Below are 19,544 nucleotides of genomic sequence, written 5' to 3' on the forward strand. Positions count from 1 at the left end.
CCTCATGAGCCTTCCCAAACCCGACACGCAGAGCACCGTCGTCATCACCGGGGCCTCGTCGGGCATCGGTACCGAGCTTGCAAAAGGCCTGGCACGCCGGGGTTTTCCGCTGATGCTGGTGGCACGGCGTCGCGAACGTCTTGATGAGCTCGCCGACAGGCTGCGGGAGCGTGACAAAGTCGACGTCGAAGTGCTGCCGCTGGACCTCTCGGACGCCGCTGCGCGAGCCACCCTCGCGCAGCGGCTGAATACCGATCCGATTGCGGGACTGTGCAACAGCGCCGGGTTCGGTACCAGCGGGCGCTTCTACGAACTGCCGGCCGAACGCGAGAGCGAGGAGGTCACCCTCAACGCGCTGGCGTTGATGGAGCTCACCCGGGCCGTGCTACCGGGCATGGTGGAGCGGGGCGCCGGCGCAGTGCTGAACATCGCCTCGATTGCCGGGTTCCAGCCCCTTCCGTTCATGGCGGTCTATTCGGCCACTAAGGCATTTGTGCTGACATTCTCCGAGGCGGTTCAAGAGGAGTTGCACGGTACGGGCGTGTCGGTCACGGCGCTGTGTCCCGGGCCGGTTCCCACCGAATGGGCCGAGATCGCCAGCGCCGAGCGGTTCAGCATTCCCCTTGCGCAGGTATCCCCGGAAGACGTCGCCGAACAGGCCATTCAGGGCATGCTGTCCGGCCGACGCGGCGTCGTGCCCGGTCTGGTGCCCAAGGTCGCCAGCACCACGGGCCGGCTGCTGCCACGCAGTGTGCTGCTGCCGGCGATCCGGATCGGAAACAAGCTGCGCGGCGGACCGAGCCACTGACGGCTACTTCTCCGGGACAATCTTGAGTACCTGTCCCGGTTGCACGGTCTTGTCTGATCGGCTGGAAACCGCGCCCGTCAGGACGTAGAGATTGTCGGCCGCGTCGACGGCCACACCGTGCGAGCTCGCTGGAATCGGCATTGAGACGGGGCTGCCGCCGCTTGCGGGCACCTCGACGAATTTCCTGCTGAAACCGTCGGCGACGAACATGTTGCCCGTGCTGTCGAACGCAATATGGCGTGGCTCCAAGAGATCGGGAATGGGCAGCGTGGTGGTGGCAGTGGCGCCGGGCGCCAATTTGAAGACCTTGCCGTGGCCGGTGCCTTCGACGCCGGAACTGACGTAGACGTTGCCGGCCTTGTCCACCGCTATGCCTTTGGGCACGTAGAGGTCATTGAAGGACAGGTCGGTCGGCCGGTTCTCGCCCGGGGCCAGTTTCTTCACCCCGTACTTCAGCTTCAGACCGGAAGTCAGCAGACCGCCGACCGCATACACGTTGCCCGCCGCATCGAAGGTGATGGCGTCGATCCGCGAAAATCCGCGGAACTGTAGTCGCATGGGGCTGCTCTTGCCGGCCTCCAACACCCACACCTGGGTGCCTTCGCTGTAGTAGATGTTGCCAGCCGGGTCGACTTCCAGGTCCGTTGCGGAACGAACGTTGACACCGGGTATGTCGACGGCGGCCGCGTCCCCGGCACCGGGAGCCAGTTTGAACAGCATCGACGGCAGCGAGTCAAATGACCCCTCACTGACCAGAGAAGCCAGTGCGTATACGTTGCCCGCCCCGTCGACGCCTACGCTTGTCGTCACGCCCAGAGCGGGAAAAGGCAGCGCGGTGGGCAGCGCGGTGTAGCTGCGCTTTGACGAGGCGGTTGTCGTGGTGGGCGTGGTGTGTGCTGAACTCCCGGAGCGGTGGACGAGTTTGGGGATCGCGAACGCGGCCGCCACCACTGCCGTCACGATCGCGACGATCGCGATGATCGGTGCCGCGCGCCCTCGGCGCCGCGGCGGCGACGGCAGCGGCCTCGGCCGCGTGTGCGGGTAGGACACCGTTCGTCCGGTATTCCATTGCGGCGGTGAATGATTCGATGGTGGAGGCGTCGGCGGAAGTGGAATCGTCCTGGTCACCGCCGCCGCGAGGGCATCCTGCGCGGCCTTGGCCAATTCGGTGGCGCTGCGGTAGCGGTCTTCGGGGTTGGCGGCCAGGCCCCTGGCGATGACGATGTCCAACCCGGCCGGGATGCCGGGCCGCTGCCGGCTGGGCGGTGCTGCCGAGGTTTGCGGGGGGCTTCCGGTCAGGCACTCGTAAAGCAGCGCAGCCAGCGCGGCGACGTCGGCGCGGTGGGTCGCCTCGGTGTTGGTGATAAGTGCGCGGGTCCGGTCGGTGGACGGCGTGCTGCCGCCGGCATCCCCGAGATGGGCTGAGCCGTCGTCGGCCAACAAGATGGTGTCGGTGGTGACTTCGCGGTGCACGGTCTGCTGAGCGTGACTGTCGTCGATCACCGACGCGATCTGGCGTACCACATCCACCGCACGACCCGGTTCGAGCGGACCATGTTGCGCCAGTTGAGTTTTCAGGTCGACCATCAACCAGCTCCAACCTTGAGCAGTCGATTGTTCTCGGTCAGGTAGACGTTGCCCGCCGCGTCCACAGCAACACCGCCGAAAGACTGGTTCTCCGGCGCGGTGGGTGTGGTCGACGTCGTGGCCCCGACCGGGAGTTTCAACAGTTTGCCCAGATTGCCGGAATTGTCGACCACATAGACGGTCGACTTGGCGTCGACGGCAACGCCTTGTGCTCGGCCGAGCTGAGAGAAGGGCAACTGCGTGGGACTGCTTGCGCCGGGTGCCAGTTTGAGGACCCGGCCCATCTGCAGGCCGTAGACATTTCCGGCACCGTCCACAGCAACGCTCTCGAACAAGCCACCTCCGAACGGAAGCACCGTGGGTGCCGGGGCGTCGACTGCCAGCCGAAGCACTTGGTCGCGCGCGGACACGTAGACATTGCCGCCGCCGTCGACCGCGAGACCGGACGGCAGCATCGCGCCGAACGGAAGTTCGACGGGTGACGTTGCGCCCGGCGGGAGTTTCCAGACCTGGCCCGTGCCGGGGGTGGACCAGTCGGTGACGTAGAGGTTGCCGGCGGAGTCCACGGCCACAGACTTGGGCTTAGTAAGCCCACGAATCGGGACCTCGGTGGGGGCGTTCGAGTTCGCAGCGAGCTTAAACACCTTCTTATTGCCGCTGTCGACGACGAATATGTTGCCGGTGGCGTCGAGCGTCACACCGCTCAGATCGCCGTATCCGAGAGTCGTCAACGGGGTGGCGTTCAAAGGTGGTGCGGCGCTGGCGGTCGGGGTGGTCGGGGTGGTCGGGGTGGTTGGGCCGTTCGTGGTACTGCGGGCGGACCGAGCTGCATTCGGTGCGCCCGAGACCGTCACCACGACGGCGGTGATGGCGGCAATGGCGCCCAGGGCGGCCACGATGACCGCGATGCGACGCCGGAGTTTGCGCCGGAATGCCTGGGGCACTTGCATTGTCGGGGCTTGGGTCGGCGCTTGGGTCGGCGCCGGTGGGTGCCACGTCTGCGTCGGCGGCGCGGCATGAGGCGCCCAGGACGGGTTGGGGACCGGTGTGCTCAGGGCGCGCCGGGCGGCCGCGGCGAGTTCGCCGGCGCTTCGGTAGCGATGCCCAGGCTCCTTGGCCATGCCACGGGCGATCACCTCGTCACAACCGATCGGAATCCCTGGCCGTTGTTGGCTGGGACGCGGTGGTGGCGACGTCAAGTGGGCGGCGACCAGGGCAGGTATTTCGGTCCGGCTCTGGAAAGGCGACACTCCGGTCAAGCATTCGTAGAGCACACAGGCCAGCGCGTAGATGTCGGCGCCCGGCGTGACGTGTCCGGAAGCGAGACGCTCGGGGGCGAGGTAGGCGAAGGAACCGACCGTGGTGCCTTCGCTGGTGAGTTTGGTGTCGGTCGCGGCGTTGGCCAGCCCGAAGTCGACCAGGCAGGCGAAATCGTCCTTGCCGAGCAGGATGTTGGCCGGTTTGACGTCACGGTGGATCACCGTCTCGGCGTGGGCGGCATCCAGCGCCGCCGCGATCTGACGCACGATATTCACCGAGCGCTCCGGGCCCAGCGCCCCGTCGCGCTCCAGCACGCTCTGCAGGTCGGTGCCGTCGATGAGCCGCATGTCGATATAGAGCTGCCCGTCGATCTCGCCGCAACCGTGAATCGGCACCACATGCGGGTCGTGCAGACGCCCGGCGGTCCGGGCCTCGCGGAAAAGTCGCTCCCGGAACGCCGGATTGTGAGAGTAGCTGCTGGACAGCAGCTTCAGCGCTACCACGCGATGCATGACGGTGTCTTCGGCCTCATAGACTTCGCCGAATCCGCCGGTACCGAGCAGTCGTCGCAGCAGATACGGCCCGAAGCGGGTGCCGACGCGCGGGCGCGACGAATTCCTGACCGCCGGATCGTCGGTCATTGGGGTGGTCCCAGTTCCAGCACCTTGCCGGTCGCGCAGTCGTCCGTGCGATGGCAGTCGACGACAAACAGGTCACCGGCTCTGTCGACCGCTATGCCGAGCGGATAGTTCAGGCCGGGGAAGGCGAGCCGGGTCGCGCTGGTGGCACCCGCGGACAACCTGAAGATCTCGTGCCCATCCAGATCGGAGACATAAACGTTGCCGCCGGGGTCCACTGCCACCGCGTACGGGCGTTGCAGCCCGGCGAACGGCAACTCAGTGGGGGTGGTGGCGCCGACGGGCAATTTGAGCACTCGTCGGTCATCGCTGTCGGCGATGTAGATATTGCCGTCGTTGTCCACCGCGATGCCCCCAGGCCCGCTCATCGGAACGGTCGGCATCAGTTGGATGGCGCTGGTTGCCCCCGGGAGCAGCTTCAGCACCTGTTTGAGCGCGTTGTCGGTCAGGTAGACGCTGCCGTCCTTTCCCACCGCCAGACCCGTCGGCCGGCCAATGTGGCCGAACGGCAGCAAGATCGGGCCGCGGGCGCCGGGGGAGAGCTTCCACACCCCGGGCGCGTGAATATCCGCGAGGTAGACGTTGCCCGCTGCGTCCACTGAAACGTCCAAGCCGTAAATCTCCCCGAAAGCCAACTCGGTAGGGGAGGTCTGCCCGGGCGGCAGTTTCAGCACCCGGCCTTCTGGAGAGTGGTTGGTCAACTCGGCGACGTAGACGGTCCCGGTTTCGTCGACCGCCACGCCGCGCGGCTTCACCAGATCGGGAAACTTCAGCACGGTCGGAATGGTGGAGGAGGGCCGCGGAGTGGAGGCCGCCGAAGGTCGGGCGCCGTTGTCGCGGTGCACGATCGCGACAATTCCGACGGTGATCGCCACCGCCAGCAGCGCGATCGCGGCCACCACCAACACGGCACGTCCGCGGCGCTTGCGATGGGGCGGATGCGCCCACGGTGGCCGAGACACGGGAGGGTGGTGCGGGAAAGGCGGGGGCGACTCAACGGTCCACTCGCGCGTCGGTGCGGCGGGGGTCAGGGCCTGCTGCGCGGCGTCGGCGAGTTCGCCGGCACTGCGGTACCGATCGTCGGGATTCTTGGCCATGCCGCGGGCGATCACCTCGTCCAGCGCGGCGGGAATGCCTGGCCGCCGTTGGCTCGGCCGTGGGATCGGCGCCGTCAGGTGGGCGGTCATCAGCGCCGACAGATCCCGATGCTCGTCGAATGGCGCCTTGCCGGTGAGCAATTCGTACAGTACACAGGCGAGCGCGTACACGTCGCAGCGGTGGTCGACCGGTGCGTCCGAAAGCCGTTCCGGTGCAACATAATCAAAAGTGCCAACGGCCTTACCGGTCTTGGTGAGCCGGGCGTCGCCGGCCGCACTGGCCAGACCGAAGTCGACCAGGCTGGCGAAGTCGTCCCCCGACAGCAGGATGTTCGCGGGTTTGACGTCGCGGTGCAGCACCTTTTCGGCGTGGGCGGCGTCCAGCGCCGCGGCGACCTGGCGTACCAGCCGCACCGCACGCGCAGGATCGAGCGGCCCGTCTCGCTCGAGCAGCGTCTCCAGGTCGACGCCGCGGACCAGCCGCATGTCGATGTAGACCTGGCCGTCGATCTCTCCGCAGCTGTGGATCGGCAGCACATGCGGCTCGCGCAGCCGGCCCGCGGTGTGGGCCTCGCGGAAAAGACGCTCGCGGAACACCGGGTCCTGGGAGTAGGTGTTGCTCAACAACTTGAGCGCCACGGTGCGGTGCATGGCGGTGTCTTCGGCCTCGTAGACCTCGCCGAACCCGCCGCTGCCCAACATCCGGATCAACCGATACGGCCCGAACTGCGAACCCGCCCGATCCTCCACCACGCGCCCCTCCTCTGTTGCTGAGCGTAACGGCACCACGAAACATCCCGCCGAAGATCACGGGGGAGCTCTCGTGGAGGCGCCCGATTGCTCGGGCCCGCAGCGCCCGGCTGTGCCGGGCTCGCGACCCTCGTGCCCGATTGCTCGGGCCCGCAGCGCCCGGCTGTGCCGGGCTCGCGACCCTCGTGCCCGATTGCTCGGGCCCGCAGCGCCCGGCTGTGCCGGGCTCGCGACCCTCGTGCCCGATTGCTCGGGCCCGCAGCGCCCGGCTGTGCCGGGCTCGCGACCCTCGTGCCCGATTGCTCGGGCCCGCAGCGCCCGGCTGTGCCGGGCTCGCGACCCTCGTGCCCGATTGCTCGGGCCCGCAGCGCCCGGCTGTGCCGGGCTCGCGACCCTCGTGCCCGATTGCTCGGGCCCGCAGCGCCCGGCTGTGCCGGGCTCGCGACCCTCGTTAGGCTCGACCGATGGCTTCCGTTGAGTTGACCTCCAATGTCCCGATGGCCCCCCAGGACATGTGGGAGCGCGTATCGGACCTTTCCGAGTTGGGCGAATGGCTCGTCATGCACGAGGGGTGGCGCAGCGACGTCCCCGATGAGATCACCGTCGGCACCGAGATCATCGGAGTAGCCCGCTCGAAGGGCCTGCGCAACCGGGTGACATGGACGGTGACCAAGTGGGATCCGCCCCACGAGGTGGCTATGTCAGGCTCGGGCAAAGGCGGAGCAAAGTACGGCGTGACCGTTACTGTGACGCCGCACGAAGACGGATCGACGATGGGTCTGCGCCTTGAGCTGGGCGGGCGCGCTTTGTTCGGGCCGGTCGGCTCCGCCGCCGCGCGTGCCGTCAAGGGGGACGTAGAAAAGTCGCTGCAATTGTTCGTCGAACGGTACGCCTGAAACTGGCCAAGACACGTTCGGCGACACGCCGATGATGTGTCGGTGGACGGTCATAGACTGGCGTGCCTATGAGCGAGTCCTCCTTCGTGCACCTGCACAACCACACCGAGTATTCGATGCTCGACGGTGCCGCGAAGATTTCGCCGATGCTGGCCGAGGCGCAACGGCTGGACATGCCTGCGATCGGCATGACCGACCACGGAAACATGTTCGGCGCCAGCGAGTTCTACAACTCAGCCACCAAGGTGGGGATCAAACCGATCATCGGCGTCGAGGCCTACATCGCGCCGGCCTCCCGATTCGATACCCGGCGCATCACCTGGGGTGATCCCAGCCAGAAGTCCGACGACGTGTCGGGCAGCGGCTCCTACACGCACATGACGATGATGGCCGAGAACGCGACCGGCCTGCGCAACCTGTTCAAGCTGTCCTCGCTGGCTTCCTTCGAAGGCCAGCTCGGCAAGTGGTCCCGCATGGATGCCGAACTCATCGCCGAACATGCCGAAGGCATCATCGCCACCACCGGCTGCCCGTCCGGTGAGGTGCAGACCCGGCTGCGGCTGGGTCACGATCGCGAGGCGCTGGAGGCGGCCGCCAAGTGGCGGGAGATCTTCGGCGCCGGGAACTTCTTCCTCGAGCTGATGGACCACGGCATCTCGATCGAACACCGGGTTCGTGAAGGCCTGCTGGAAATCGGCCGCAAGCTCGGTATACCGCCGCTGGCCACCAATGACTGCCACTACGTCACCCGCGACGCCTCACACAACCACGAGGCGCTGTTGTGCGTGCAGACCGGCAAGACGCTGTCGGACCCGAACCGGTTCAAGTTCGACGGTGACGGCTACTACCTCAAGTCGGCCGCCGAGATGCGCCGGCTGTGGGACAGCCAAGTTCCGGGGGCGTGTGACTCGACCCTGTTGATCGCCGAGCGGGTGCAGTCCTACGCCGACGTGTGGACCCCGCGCGACCGGATGCCGATCTTCCCGGTGCCCGACGGGCATGACACCGCGTCGTGGCTGCATCACGAGGTGATGGCGGGTCTGCAGCGGCGCTTCCCCGCCGGCGTCGGGCAGGACTACATCGACCGGGCCGAGTACGAGATCAAGGTCATCTGCGACAAGGGCTTTCCGTCCTACTTCCTGATCGTGGCCGACCTGATCAACTACGCGCGCTCGGTCGACATCCGGGTGGGGCCGGGGCGTGGATCGGCAGCGGGCTCGTTGGTGGCCTACGCCATGGGCATCACCAACATCGACCCCATTCCGCACGGTCTGCTGTTCGAGCGATTCCTCAACCCGGAGCGCCCGTCGGCACCCGACATCGACATCGACTTCGACGACCGCCGCCGCGGGGAGATGGTGCGCTACGCCGCCGACAAGTGGGGGCAGGACCGTGTCGCCCAGGTCATCACCTTCGGCACCATTAAAACCAAAGCCGCGCTGAAAGATTCGGCGCGCATCCACTACGGCCAGCCAGGTTTCGCGATCGCCGACCGGATCACCAAGGCGCTGCCACCGCCGATCATGGCCAAAGACATTCCGCTGTCCGGCATCACCGATCCGGCCCACGAACGCTTCAAGGAGGCCGCCGAGGTACGCGGCCTGATCGAAACCGATCCCGACGTGCGCACCATCTACCAGACTGCGCGGGGTCTGGAGGGCCTGATCCGCAACGCCGGTGTGCACGCGTGCGCGGTGATCATGAGCAGCGAGCCGCTGACCGAGGCCATCCCGCTGTGGAAGCGGCCGCAGGACGGCGCCATCATCACCGGCTGGGACTACCCGTCGTGTGAGGCCATCGGCCTGCTGAAGATGGACTTCCTGGGCCTGCGAAATCTGACGATCATCGGCGACGCGCTGGAAAACATCAGGGCCAACCGGGGAATCGACCTCGACCTGGAATCGGTTCCCCTGGACGACAAGGCCACCTACGAACTCCTGGGCCGCGGCGACACCCTCGGTGTGTTCCAACTCGACGGCGGCCCGATGCGTGACCTGCTGCGCCGCATGCAGCCCACCGAGTTCAACGACATCGTCGCCGTCCTCGCCCTGTACCGGCCCGGTCCGATGGGCATGAACGCCCACAACGACTACGCCGACCGCAAGAACGGACGTCAGGCCGTCAAGCCGATTCACCCGGAACTCGAGGAACCGCTGCGGGAAATCCTGTCGGAGACCTACGGGCTGATCGTCTACCAAGAGCAGATCATGTTCATTGCCCAGAAGGTCGCCTCGTACACGATGGGCAAGGCCGACGCGTTACGTAAGGCCATGGGCAAGAAGAAGCTCGAGGTGCTCGAAGCCGAGTACAAGGGCTTCTACGAAGGCATGACCACCAACGGGTTCTCCGAAAAAGCGGTGAAAGCGTTGTGGGACACCATTCTTCCGTTCGCCGGGTACGCCTTCAACAAATCGCATGCCGCCGGCTACGGTCTGGTGTCGTATTGGACGGCGTACCTGAAGGCCAACTATCCCGCCGAGTACATGGCCGGCCTGCTCACCTCGGTCGGTGACGACAAAGACAAGGCCGCGGTCTATCTGGCCGACTGCCGCAAGCTGGGCATCACCGTCCTGCCGCCCGACGTCAACGAGTCGCTGGTGAACTTCGCCTCCGTCGGCAAGGACATCCGGTTCGGACTGGGCGCGGTGCGCAACGTCGGCGCCAACGTGGTCGGCTCCCTGATCAAGACCCGGAATGACAAGGGCAAGTTCACCGACTTCTCGGATTATCTGAACAAGATCGACATTTCGGTCTGCAACAAGAAGGTCACCGAGTCGTTGATCAAGGCCGGTGCCTTCGATTCGCTCAAGCATGCCCGCAAGGGTCTGTTCCTGGTGCACACCGACGCCGTCGACTCGGTGCTGGGCACCAAGAAGGCCGAGGCGATGGGGCAGTTCGACCTGTTCGGTGGGGACGACGGATGCACCGAAGCCGTGTTCACCATCAAGGTGCCCGACGACGAGTGGGAAGACAAACACAAGCTGGCCCTGGAGCGCGAGATGCTGGGCCTCTACGTCTCCGGACACCCCCTCAACGGGGTGGCCCACCTGCTGGCCACGCAGGTGGACACGGCCATCCCGGCCATTCTGGACGGCGATGTCGCCAACGAAACCCAGGTGCGGGTGGGCGGCATCCTGGCCTCGGTGAACCGGCGGGTCAATAAGAACGGAATGCCCTGGGCTTCAGCGCAATTGGAAGATCTCACCGGTGGTATCGAGGTGATGTTCTTCCCGCACACGTACTCCAACTACGGTGCCGAGATCGCCGACGATGTGGTGGTGCTGGTCAACGCGAAGGTCGCCATTCGAGATGACCGCATCAGCCTGATCGCCAATGAACTTGTGGTGCCGGACTTCTCGAACGCCCAACCGAATCGGCCGCTGGCCGTCAGCCTGCCCACCCGCCAGTGCACCATCGACAAGGTGACCGCGCTCAAGCAGGTGCTGGCCCGACACCCCGGGACCTCGCAGGTGCATCTGCGGCTGATCAGCGGGGACCGGATCACCACGTTGGAACTCGATCAGTCGCTGCGGGTGACGCCGTCGCCGGCGCTGATGGGTGATCTCAAGGAGTTGCTCGGCCCGGGCTGCCTGGGCAGCTAGCGTCAGTGTCGAGCGAGTTGTCCGTTAGTGAAACGAGCCTGAAGTGTAATTATCCGCGTTGAGGAAGCCTGAGACGTGGTTGTCGAAGTTGCCAAAGCCGGAAATGAAGTCGCCGAAGCTGAAGAAACCGGAGCTCGACTTGCCTACGTTGACGAAGCCGGAATTCCCGGCGGCGCCGAAGACCGTGGGTATGCCGTTGCGGAATCCCGAAATGTAGTCGCCTACATTGAGTAAACCTGCGTTGAAGCTGCCGGTATTCTCCAAGCCGGCGCTGCCGATGACCGGTCCTTCTTTGCCATTGTCGTTGTCGGCGCCTGAATTGTAGTGACCGGAATTCGCATAGCCGGAATTGTGGGTGCCGTCATTCAACCATCCGGAATTTGCCACGGGCTGGTTGACCCAGTTGCCCAGGCCGGTGTTGAGATCGCCGGAGTTCAGGAATCCGGTATTGGAGTCGCCGGAGTTGCCGTACCCGGTGTTGACATCGCCGGAGTTGAACCCGCCGGTGTTGGTGCTGCCTGCGTTGAAGCTGCCGACGTTCGTGTGACCAGAGTTGAACAATCCCATATTGCCGGTAATCCCGCTGCCTCCCGAGTTACCGATTCCGGTGTTGGTGATGCCCGAGTTGAACCAGCCGGTGTTGACGTTGCCGGAATTGAACCAGCCGGTGTTGAGCGGTCCTGAATTCCCGACGCCGGTGCTGAACGCGCCGGAGTTGCCGATGCCGGTGCTGTACTCTCCCGAGTTGCCGATACCCGAACTCATGTAGCCGGAACTGAACATTTCCCAGCTGGGCAGGCCGTTGCCGCCGCCGGAATTGCCCACGCCGAGCTGGCCATCGCCAGAGTTGAAAAATCCGATGTTGTTCTTGCCGGAATTGCCGAAGCCGAAATTGCCGCTGCCCGAGTTGAGAGCGCCGAAGCCAACTTGGTTGTCTCCGCTCAGGCCAAAGCCTATGCAGTTGTTGCCGGCGTTTCCGAATCCAAAGTTGTTGTTGCCCTTGTTTCCCCACCCGAAGTTGCCGTCGCCCAAATTGCCGGCACCGAAGTTCGACAGGCCGGTGTTGCCGCCTCCGACGTTGCCGTCACCAGTGTTCCCCAAGCCGATATTGGCAGAACCGATGTTGCCCAGTCCAAGGTTGGTGCCGCCGATATTTCCCGATCCGAAGTTGAGGTCGCCGATGTTTCCATGACCCGGGTTGAAGCTGCCGATGTTGCCCCACCCCAGGTTGTAATTGCCCAGGTTTCCACTGCCCAGGTTGAGCCAGCCGGTGTTGCCGCTGCCGGCATTGAGGTTGCCGGCGTTGCCCGAACCCAGGTTGTAATCGCCGATGTTCCCGCTGCCGAGGTTGAGCGCACCGGTATTGGCACTGCCCGGATTCAGGTTTCCGATATTGCCGAAACCTACGTTGAAGCGGCCGATGTTGCCGATGCCGAGTCTGTCGAGATCGAGATCGTACGCGCCGATGGTGATGTTGCGGAGGTCGAAATCGGTGATCCGGCCGGGCACGATCGGTGCCGCTGGAGCTGCCGAACCGGCAAGGCTGGGAACCGGTTGGCTAATCCCGGTCAACGCGGCGGCCGCAGCCGACGCTTCGCCGTGATAGCCGAGCATTACCGCTACGTCTTGGGTCCACATTTCTTCGTAGGTCGCCTCGGTGGCCGCGATGGCCGGGGCGTTCTGGCCGAACACGTTGCCGAGCACCAGCGATAGCAGTTGCTCGCGGTTGGCGGCCACCGCGGCGGGGTGCACGATCAGACTTTTGGCCGCGTCGAAGGCCGACGCAACCGACCGGGCTTGACCCGCCAACCGATCGACGTGTGCTACGGCGGCGCCGAGCCAGTCCAGATACGACGTAGCCGCCTGCATCATTGCCCTCGCGCCGGCACCTTGCCACGCCGCATCCGCCAGGTCCGAGATGGCAGAAGAGAACGACGCCGCCGCCCGGCCCAGCTCAGTCGCCAAAGCATCCCATGCCGAAGCTGCTTCCACCATCGGGACAGAGCCCGCTCCGGCAAACATTAAAGCCGAATTGATGTCCGGGGGAAGAACCGCAAAATTCGTCATCGATATTTCCTGAGATGGTGAGATGAACTACGATTTTGACGCAACATTGGGCCGACGGCTCACTCTACCCGCGGCGGTAATTGCGCCCAGCGATATTCAAGAACGGATGTGTGAAGCTCGACACACGCGTCATCGGGATCGGCTGGTAGGGAACCCATCTACCGGAGGCCCAGAATGGTGCCCAAGCCGAGGGCATGCATACCGGCGGCTCCGGCTTTCCCAAGACGCCATTTTTTAGAATGACATTCTAAGTTTATGTCCGACATCTCGCGAGGCGATCAGTGCTTCCGGTTTTGCTCAAACCAAGAAAATGAATTGAACAGCATAACGGTGTGGCTTCGTGTGACCAGCAAACGCGCGGACCTTTCGGCCAATAGCCTGCACCTAGCGTCTGCCGAGTGAGCGCCGGATATTCTTCGCGCAGTCAATATCCTGGTCCCTGCGACCTAGGCAGCGGGCCGCCGGCCCAGGTAGTCATTGCCCGGCAGCGGCCAATAACGGCGCGCCGCGCTGGTGACGGTCTAGCATTTCCAGGGGGAGCAACCACCACAACGCGGGTTGTGGAGCACGCTCAGACACCGCCGGAATCGAGGAGCTGACATGGGTGACGCGCGACCGCACGCTCACGAGCCCAGCGCCGCGCCGACGGCACAGTCGGCCTGACAGGGGGTGGGGTGATGACGGCACGGGAGGTCGGCCGCAGCGGAGTGCGAAAGCTGTTGCAGCGCACCGGATTGGTCGATGAGTCGACGACGGCGTTAGGTACCGATCCGGAAGCGGTGACCCAGTTGCTGGACGCCGATTGGTTTGGCAAGCGGCTCGAGGCGCTGGCCGCCGAACTGGGCCGCGATCCCGAGAGCGTGCGGGTGGAGGCCGCGGGGTATCTGCGCGAGGTGGCGGCCTCGCTGGACGAGCGCGCGGTGCAGGCGTGGCGCGGGTTCAGCCGGTGGCTGATGCGGGCGTACGACGTGCTCGTGGACGAGGATCAGATCGCTGCCTTGCGTTCGCTGGACCGCAAGGCGACGCTCGCGTTCGCGTTCTCGCATCGCTCGTACCTGGACGGGATGCTGCTGCCCGAGGAGATCGCGGCCAACCGCCTGTCGTCGGCATTCACTTTCGGCGGGGCCAACCTGAACTTCTTCCCGATGGGCGGCTTCGCCAAGCGCACTGGCACGATTTTCATCCGGCGCCAGACCAAGGACATCCCGGTCTACCGGTTCGTGCTGCGCGCCTACACCGCACAGCTGGTGCAGAATCACACCAACCTCACCTGGTCGATCGAAGGTGGACGTACCCGCACCGGCAAGTTGCGGCCGCCGGTGTTCGGCATCCTGCGCTACTTGACCGACGCGGTGGACGAAATCGACGGGCCGGAAGTGTATTTGGTGCCGACATCGATCGTCTACGACCAGCTGCACGAGGTGGAGGCGATGACCACCGAGGCCTACGGCGCCACCAAGCGGCCGGAAGACCTGCGGTTCCTGGTCCGGTTATCCCGCCAGCAGGGTGAGCGGCTGGGACGCGCCTACCTCGATTTCGGTGAGCCGCTCCCGCTGCGTAAGCGCCTCGAGGAGTTACGCGCCGACCCGTCGGGAACCGGGACGGTGGTCGAACGTATCGCATTGGACGTCGAGCACCGGATCAACCGCGCCACCCCGGTGACGCCCACGGCGGTGGTGAGCCTGGCGCTGCTGGGCGCCGACCGGTCGTTGTCCATCAGCGAGGTGCTGGCCACGGTGCGCCCGCTGGCCAGTTACATCAACGCCCGCAACTGGGCGGTCGCCGGCGCCGCGGACCTGACCAACCGCTCCACGATCCGCTGGACGCTGCATCAGATGGTGAACTCCGGGGTGGTGAGCGTCTACGACGCCGGCACCGAAGCGGTGTGGGGGATCGGCGCCGATCAGCATTTGGTCGCGGCGTTCTACCGCAACACCGCCATCCACATCCTCGTCGACCGTGCGATTGCGGAGCTGGCGTTGCTGGCGGCGTCGGAGAGTGCCGAGAGCTCTGGAGAGGGGTTTGTGTCGCCGGCGGCCGTGCGCGACGAAGCGCTCGGCCTGCGCGAGTTGCTGAAGTTCGAGTTTCTGTTCTCGGCGCGCGCGCAGTTCGAGATGGAGCTCGCCGATGAGGTCAAGCTGATCGGGCCGGTGGAGGACACGTCCAAGGAGGTCGTCGCGGCCGATGTCCGGCGCCTGTTGGAGTCGGCGGATCTGCTGCTGGCCCATCTGGTCCTGCGCCCGTTCTTGGACGCTTACCACATCGTCGCCGATCGGCTCGCCGCCTTGGAGGACGAGGCGCTGGACGAGGACGCGTTTCTCACTGAGTGCCTCGAGGTGGGCAAGCAGTGGGAGTTGCAGCGCAGAATCGCCAACGCCGAATCGCGGTCGATGGAGCTGTTCAAGACCGCGCTGCGACTGGCCCGGCATCGCGAGCTGGTGGACGGGCCCGACCAGGCCGACATCGCCAAGCGGCGCCGTGAGTTCGCCGACGAGATCGCCACGGCATCCCGGCGGGTGAACGTGATCGCGGAACTGGACCGGGCCCGAAGTGCGGCGTTCTAGTCGCCCACCAGGCTGCCGAGCGGCGCCGGGACTTCATCGCGTGCTGGCGGGCGCGGGAAATCGACACCGTCGGGGGCGGCCCGTGCAATGCGGGATTCGATGTCGTAGGGCACGACGATTGCGGTTGCGCCCCGGATCCGGCTGACAGCGCGTGCCATCTTGTCGGCCGTGCGGTCGTGCAACAGCCGGCCCAGCAGCGGCGAGTACGTCCGTCGCGGCAGCAGTGCTGTCACGCGTGAGTCGGGGTGCTCGGTGAGTACCCGGCGCACCAGGTCGTGTGCGGCCCTGCTCACGTGACGGTCGGGGCAATCGACCACCCGCAGCAGTGTCGCTTGTTCGAAGTGTGCCCAGCGGTCCCGCAGGCGGTCAGCATGGTCGGCATCGATCACGAAGTGCACCGCGGTTACGTCGTCGGCGTGCAATCCGTTTCCGTAGCGCAGCGCCTCGACCACGGCTAGGTCGACGGAATCAACAAACACCAGCACCCTCAGCCGGTCGTGTCGGCCGACATCGGGCCGCTCGGTGATCGATGTCTCCAGCACCGAGGCCTCCGCGCGGTACTGGCGATTGAGTCGGATCAGGGCGAATACCAGCAATGGGAAGACGACGACGATAAGCCAAGCACCGTCGGTGAACTTAGCGATGACAAAGATCGCCACCACGATCGACGACGAGATGCCAGCCGCCAGGTTAACCGCGAACTTGCCACGCCAGCGCCGGCCGCGATGGACGAGGTGGTGTTTGCTCATGCCGTACCCGGCCATCGCGAAGCCGGTGAACACCCCGATCGCATAGAACGGAACCAGCGCGTTGACCGAGGCCTTGGTGATGAGCAGCAGGGTCACCGACAGCGCGGTGAGGGTGAGAATTCCGTTGGAGAACACCAGCCGATGACCACGTTTGGTCATCGGCCGGGGCAAAAAGCGATCCTCGGCGACGAAACTGGCCAGCGCTGGGAAGCCGTTGAAGCTCGTGTTGCACCCGGTGAACAGGATCGCTGCGGTGGATGCCTGCACCAGGATGTAGAGGATGTTGCCGATCAGGCCGTGGCCGAAGACTGCACGTGCGATCTCCGACAGCATCGAGGGGTATTCGTCGAGGTACGGCGTGGCGTGGGTGACATGGGCCAACCAGGCCACGCCGGCCAGCAGGAAGCCCAGGATGCAGGCCATTGCGGTCAAAACCCGACGGGCGTTGACCCCCTGGGGCTGGCGGAAGGTGTTAACCGTGTTCGAGATCGCCTCAATGCCGGTCAGCGACGTGCCTCCATTGGCGAACGCCCGCAACACGATCAAGATCGTCGCACCCATTATCAGCCCACTACCCTGATGTACGGGCACCACTCCGGTCATTTGTTGCGGGTTGTATGTGGGTAAGTTCCAGAAGATTTCGCGGACGAAGCCCGTCACGATGGTCAGCGTTATCATCGTGACGAACGCGTAGGTCGTGAAGGCGAACAAGCGACCCGACTGCCGTAGGCCGCGCAGGTTGACAAAACACATCAACACCACGACGGCCACGGTGATTTCTAGGTGGTAGGGGCGCAGCGCCGGCAGGGCCGAGACTACAGCGACCGTTCCCGCCGCCGGTTGCACCGCGACGGTGACGACGTAGTCGATCAAGAGCGCAGCTGCGGCCACCTGCGCGGCTCGGGGAACGAAGTTCTCTCGAGCGACCATGTAGGCACCGCCCCTGCGGGCGTAGGCGACCACGACCTGGCGATAGGACGCGGTCACCAGCACCAGGATCAGCAGGACGACCCCGGTGATCGGCAACAGCAAGGCGAACGCGGACATGCCGGCCGCAGGCAGCAACTCGACCATAATCTGTTCCGGACCGTATGCGGTCGACGAGATTGCGTCCGGTGAAAGTGCACCGAGCGCAACGTGGTTGGGCAATCGCTCAGAATCAAGCTGATCGTTGGTCAGCGGCTTGCCCAGCAAGATCCGCTTGCACCTGTCCGAAAACGACGGTGCCAGCCCGCTATTCCGTGTGGTCACAGCACATCACTTTCCTAGGGTCTCAAGGCGGTTGAAGATCAGCGGCCGACAACCGGCGGTAACGGAACCTGCCTTGCTGACCTCGGCGCGCGGGTCGCTTCGGCAATTCGCGATCCCATGTCATACGGCACGATCTGCGCGGTTGCGCCAGGGACCCGGCTGACCGCCCGCGCGATCTTGTCGGCGGTTCGGTCGTGCAGCAGCCGGCCCAAGAGTGGTGAATACATTCGACGCGGCAGCAGGACAGTCACCTTGGTATCGCGATGGTCGTCGAGCGCGTCGTTAACGAGTTCGTATGCGACGCGGCTCAGCTGCCGATCGGGGCAGTCGACGATGCGCAGCGGTGTCTCGTGTTCGAAGAGCGCCCACCGGGCCTGCAACCGCTCGGCACGGTCGCCGTCGATCACGAAGTGAACGGCGGTGAGATCGTCGGCGTGCAGTCCATTCCCGTAACGCAGTGCCTCGACTTCGGCGAGGTCGACCGAGTCCACGAAAATAAAGACCCGGTGACGGGTGTATCGGGCTGCATCGGGGCGGTCGTCGCGTGACATCTCGAGCACCGAAGCCTCAGCACGGTATTGACGATTGAGCCGTGTCAGGGCGAATACCAGAATCGGGAACACCAACACGATGAGCCAGGCGCCCTCGGTGAATTTGGCGACCGCGAAAATGCCTACCACCGTTGTCGACAAGAGTCCGGCGGACAGGTTGAGTGCAACCTTGGCCCGCCAGCCAGGACCGCGGTGGTCGAGATAGTGCTTACTCATGCCGTAGCCGGCCATCGAAAATCCGGTGAACACGCCGATTGCGTAAAACGGAACCAGGGCGTCGACCGAACCGCCGGTGACGATCAGCAGCGTCACCGACAGCGCGGTGAGCGTGAGAATTCCGTTGGAGAACACCAGTCGGTGGCCACGCTTGGTCAGCGGACGCGGCAGGAAGCGGTCCTCAGCGACGAAACTGGCCAGCGCCGGGAAGCCGTTGAAGCTGGTGTTACCGCCGGTGAACAGAATTGCCGCGGTGGACGCCTGCACCAGCAGGTACAACCCGTTGCCGATCGGCCCATGACCGAATACCGCCCGGGCGATCTCGGACAGCATCGACGGGTAGCCATCCACATAGGGGGCCGCGTGAGTCGCGTAGGCCAGCCAGGCGACCCCCGCGAGCAGGAAGGCGAGGATGCCTGCCATCACGGTCATGACGCGGCGGGCGTTGATTCCCTCCGGTGGACGAAAGCTGTTCACCGTGTTCGAGATCGCCTCGACGCCGGTCAGCGACGAGCCGCCGTTGGCGAAGGCACGCAACACGATGAGGACGGTCGCACCCATGATGAGACCGCTGCCGTGGTGAACTGGTACCACCCCCGGCATGTGCTCGGGGTCGTAAATCGGCAGGTTTCCGAAGGTCGCGCGAGCGCCGCCGACCAGGATCGTCAGCGTGACCATCGCGACGAAGGCATAGGTCGGCAGAGCGAACCGGACGCCGGCTTCGCGCAAGCCGCGCAGATTCGCGAAGCACATCAGCAGCACCACGCCGACGGTGATTTCCAGGCTGTAGGGACCTAGCATCGGCACGGCGGACACGACCGCCACCGTTCCCGCGGAGCACTGCACCGCCACCGTAACTACGTAGTCGATCAGCAGTGCCGCTGCCGCGATCTGCGCGACGCGCGGCCCGAAGTTCTCCCGAGCGACCACGTAGGAACCGCCCGATCGGGTGTACACCATGACAACCTGCCGATAGCACGCGGCCACCAGCACCAAGATCAGCAGGATCACCCCGGTGATCGGCAGCAAGAGTGCGAACGCCGCCATGCCCGCCGCCGGTAGCAGTTCGATCATGATCTGTTCTGAACCGTATGCGGTCGAAGAGATTGCGTCCGGCGAAAGCACGCCCATAGCAACAGGATTGGACAACCGCTCATGCCGGAGTTGGTCATTTATCAGTGGCTTCCCCAGCAGTCCGCGCTTGCAGACGTCGGAGAGCGACCACCATGATCCCTGACTCTCATCCAAAGTTGTTGTCACAGATCACATTCCTTCATCATTTGCCGATGCCGGTAAGACACTAGCGCTTCCGGGCGTTCTGGTCCGCATGCAACGGGCGGGACGCAGAACATTCCAGGTGCATCTCAAGCGGATTCTCAGGTTGACGCACAAATCACATGTAAAATCATCACTTTGTCTGAAAAAGCAGCTGCAGCAGATAGTTAACAACACGACACGAAAGTGGCACCAAGATATTACATTTCGTGCCTAGGAGACATGTTGCGCTA

The 19,544-nt window shown here is 64.8% G+C and carries 8 protein-coding genes and 2 pseudogenes; 4 read left to right on the forward strand and 6 right to left on the reverse strand.

Features of this window, described 5'->3' with window-relative positions; genetic code table 11:
• Positions 1 to 4: 4 nt before the first annotated feature.
• Positions 5 to 808 carry an SDR family NAD(P)-dependent oxidoreductase gene (locus JX552_RS13425; RefSeq protein ID WP_205877851.1) on the forward strand — a complete coding sequence of 268 codons (804 nt, stop codon included), beginning with the start codon at positions 5 to 7 and terminating at the stop codon, positions 806 to 808.
• Positions 809 to 811: 3 nt separating this feature from the next.
• Here the strand turns inward: JX552_RS13425 and JX552_RS13430 are convergent, their stop codons facing one another.
• Genes JX552_RS13430 through JX552_RS13440 form a run of 3 tightly spaced genes read right to left on the reverse strand, consistent with a single transcriptional unit; the run spans position 812 to position 6,143 of the window.
• Complete coding sequence (locus JX552_RS13430; protein ID WP_205877852.1) at positions 812 to 2,395, reverse strand: hypothetical protein; 1,584 nt, start codon at positions 2,393 to 2,395, stop codon at positions 812 to 814.
• Entirely contained in the window at positions 2,395 to 4,296 is a 1,902-nt protein-coding gene (locus JX552_RS33325; RefSeq protein WP_205877853.1) for a serine/threonine-protein kinase, read from the reverse strand. Before JX552_RS33325 ends, JX552_RS13430 begins: the two co-directional genes overlap by 1 nt.
• Positions 4,293 to 6,143, reverse strand: coding sequence for a serine/threonine-protein kinase (locus JX552_RS13440; protein WP_241011030.1), 1,851 nt, complete (start codon positions 6,141 to 6,143; stop codon positions 4,293 to 4,295). Before JX552_RS13440 ends, JX552_RS33325 begins: the two co-directional genes overlap by 4 nt.
• A gap of 461 nt (positions 6,144 to 6,604) precedes the next feature.
• Between JX552_RS13440 and JX552_RS13445 the strand changes: the two genes are divergently transcribed.
• Together JX552_RS13445 and dnaE are read left to right on the forward strand one after the other, a co-directional pair.
• Positions 6,605 to 7,036, forward strand: coding sequence for a type II toxin-antitoxin system Rv0910 family toxin (locus tag JX552_RS13445; protein WP_205877854.1), 432 nt, complete (start codon positions 6,605 to 6,607; stop codon positions 7,034 to 7,036).
• A 68-nt stretch (positions 7,037 to 7,104) separates the two neighbouring features.
• Positions 7,105 to 10,638: a DNA polymerase III subunit alpha gene (gene dnaE / locus JX552_RS13450; RefSeq protein WP_205877855.1), complete on the forward strand. Its 3,534-nt coding sequence runs from the start codon at positions 7,105 to 7,107 to the stop codon at positions 10,636 to 10,638.
• A 24-nt stretch (positions 10,639 to 10,662) separates the two neighbouring features.
• Here dnaE and JX552_RS13455 read toward each other — a convergent pair whose 3' ends face one another.
• Positions 10,663 to 12,705, reverse strand: coding sequence for a PPE family protein (locus tag JX552_RS13455; RefSeq protein ID WP_205877856.1), 2,043 nt, complete (start codon positions 12,703 to 12,705; stop codon positions 10,663 to 10,665).
• A 677-nt stretch (positions 12,706 to 13,382) separates the two neighbouring features.
• On the opposite strand from JX552_RS13455, the gene JX552_RS13460 reads away from it, so the two are divergent.
• Positions 13,383 to 15,269 (forward strand): lysophospholipid acyltransferase, encoded by a 1,887-nt coding sequence (locus JX552_RS13460; RefSeq protein WP_205877857.1) that lies wholly within the window; start codon positions 13,383 to 13,385, stop codon positions 15,267 to 15,269.
• A 68-nt stretch (positions 15,270 to 15,337) separates the two neighbouring features.
• Here JX552_RS13460 and JX552_RS13465 read toward each other — a convergent pair.
• Together JX552_RS13465 and JX552_RS13470 are read right to left on the reverse strand one after the other, a co-directional pair.
• Positions 15,338 to 17,269 (reverse strand): annotated as a pseudogene (locus tag JX552_RS13465) (APC family permease); the annotation flags it as partial.
• A gap of 95 nt (positions 17,270 to 17,364) precedes the next feature.
• Positions 17,365 to 19,284: pseudogene (locus JX552_RS13470) on the reverse strand (APC family permease); the annotation flags it as partial.
• Positions 19,285 to 19,544 lie beyond the last annotated feature (260 nt).

Source organism: Mycobacterium gordonae, from assembly GCF_017086405.1.
In the GTDB taxonomy this organism is placed as follows: Bacteria; Actinomycetota; Actinomycetes; order Mycobacteriales; family Mycobacteriaceae; genus Mycobacterium; species Mycobacterium gordonae_D.

Excerpts from the sequence above, each read along its gene's own strand:
- JX552_RS13445 (WP_205877854.1), top strand. The coding sequence starts at position 6,605 with ATGGCTTCCGTTGAGTTGACCTCCAATGTCCCGATGGCCCCCCAGGAC.
- JX552_RS33325 (WP_205877853.1), bottom strand. The coding sequence starts at position 4,296 with ATGACCGACGATCCGGCGGTCAGGAATTCGTCGCGCCCGCGCGTCGGC.
- JX552_RS13460 (WP_205877857.1), top strand. The coding sequence starts at position 13,383 with ATGACGGCACGGGAGGTCGGCCGCAGCGGAGTGCGAAAGCTGTTGCAG.
- JX552_RS13425 (WP_205877851.1), top strand. The coding sequence starts at position 5 with ATGAGCCTTCCCAAACCCGACACGCAGAGCACCGTCGTCATCACCGGG.
- JX552_RS13455 (WP_205877856.1), bottom strand. The coding sequence starts at position 12,705 with ATGACGAATTTTGCGGTTCTTCCCCCGGACATCAATTCGGCTTTAATG.
- dnaE (WP_205877855.1), top strand. The coding sequence starts at position 7,105 with ATGAGCGAGTCCTCCTTCGTGCACCTGCACAACCACACCGAGTATTCG.
- JX552_RS13430 (WP_205877852.1), bottom strand. The coding sequence starts at position 2,395 with ATGGTCGACCTGAAAACTCAACTGGCGCAACATGGTCCGCTCGAACCG.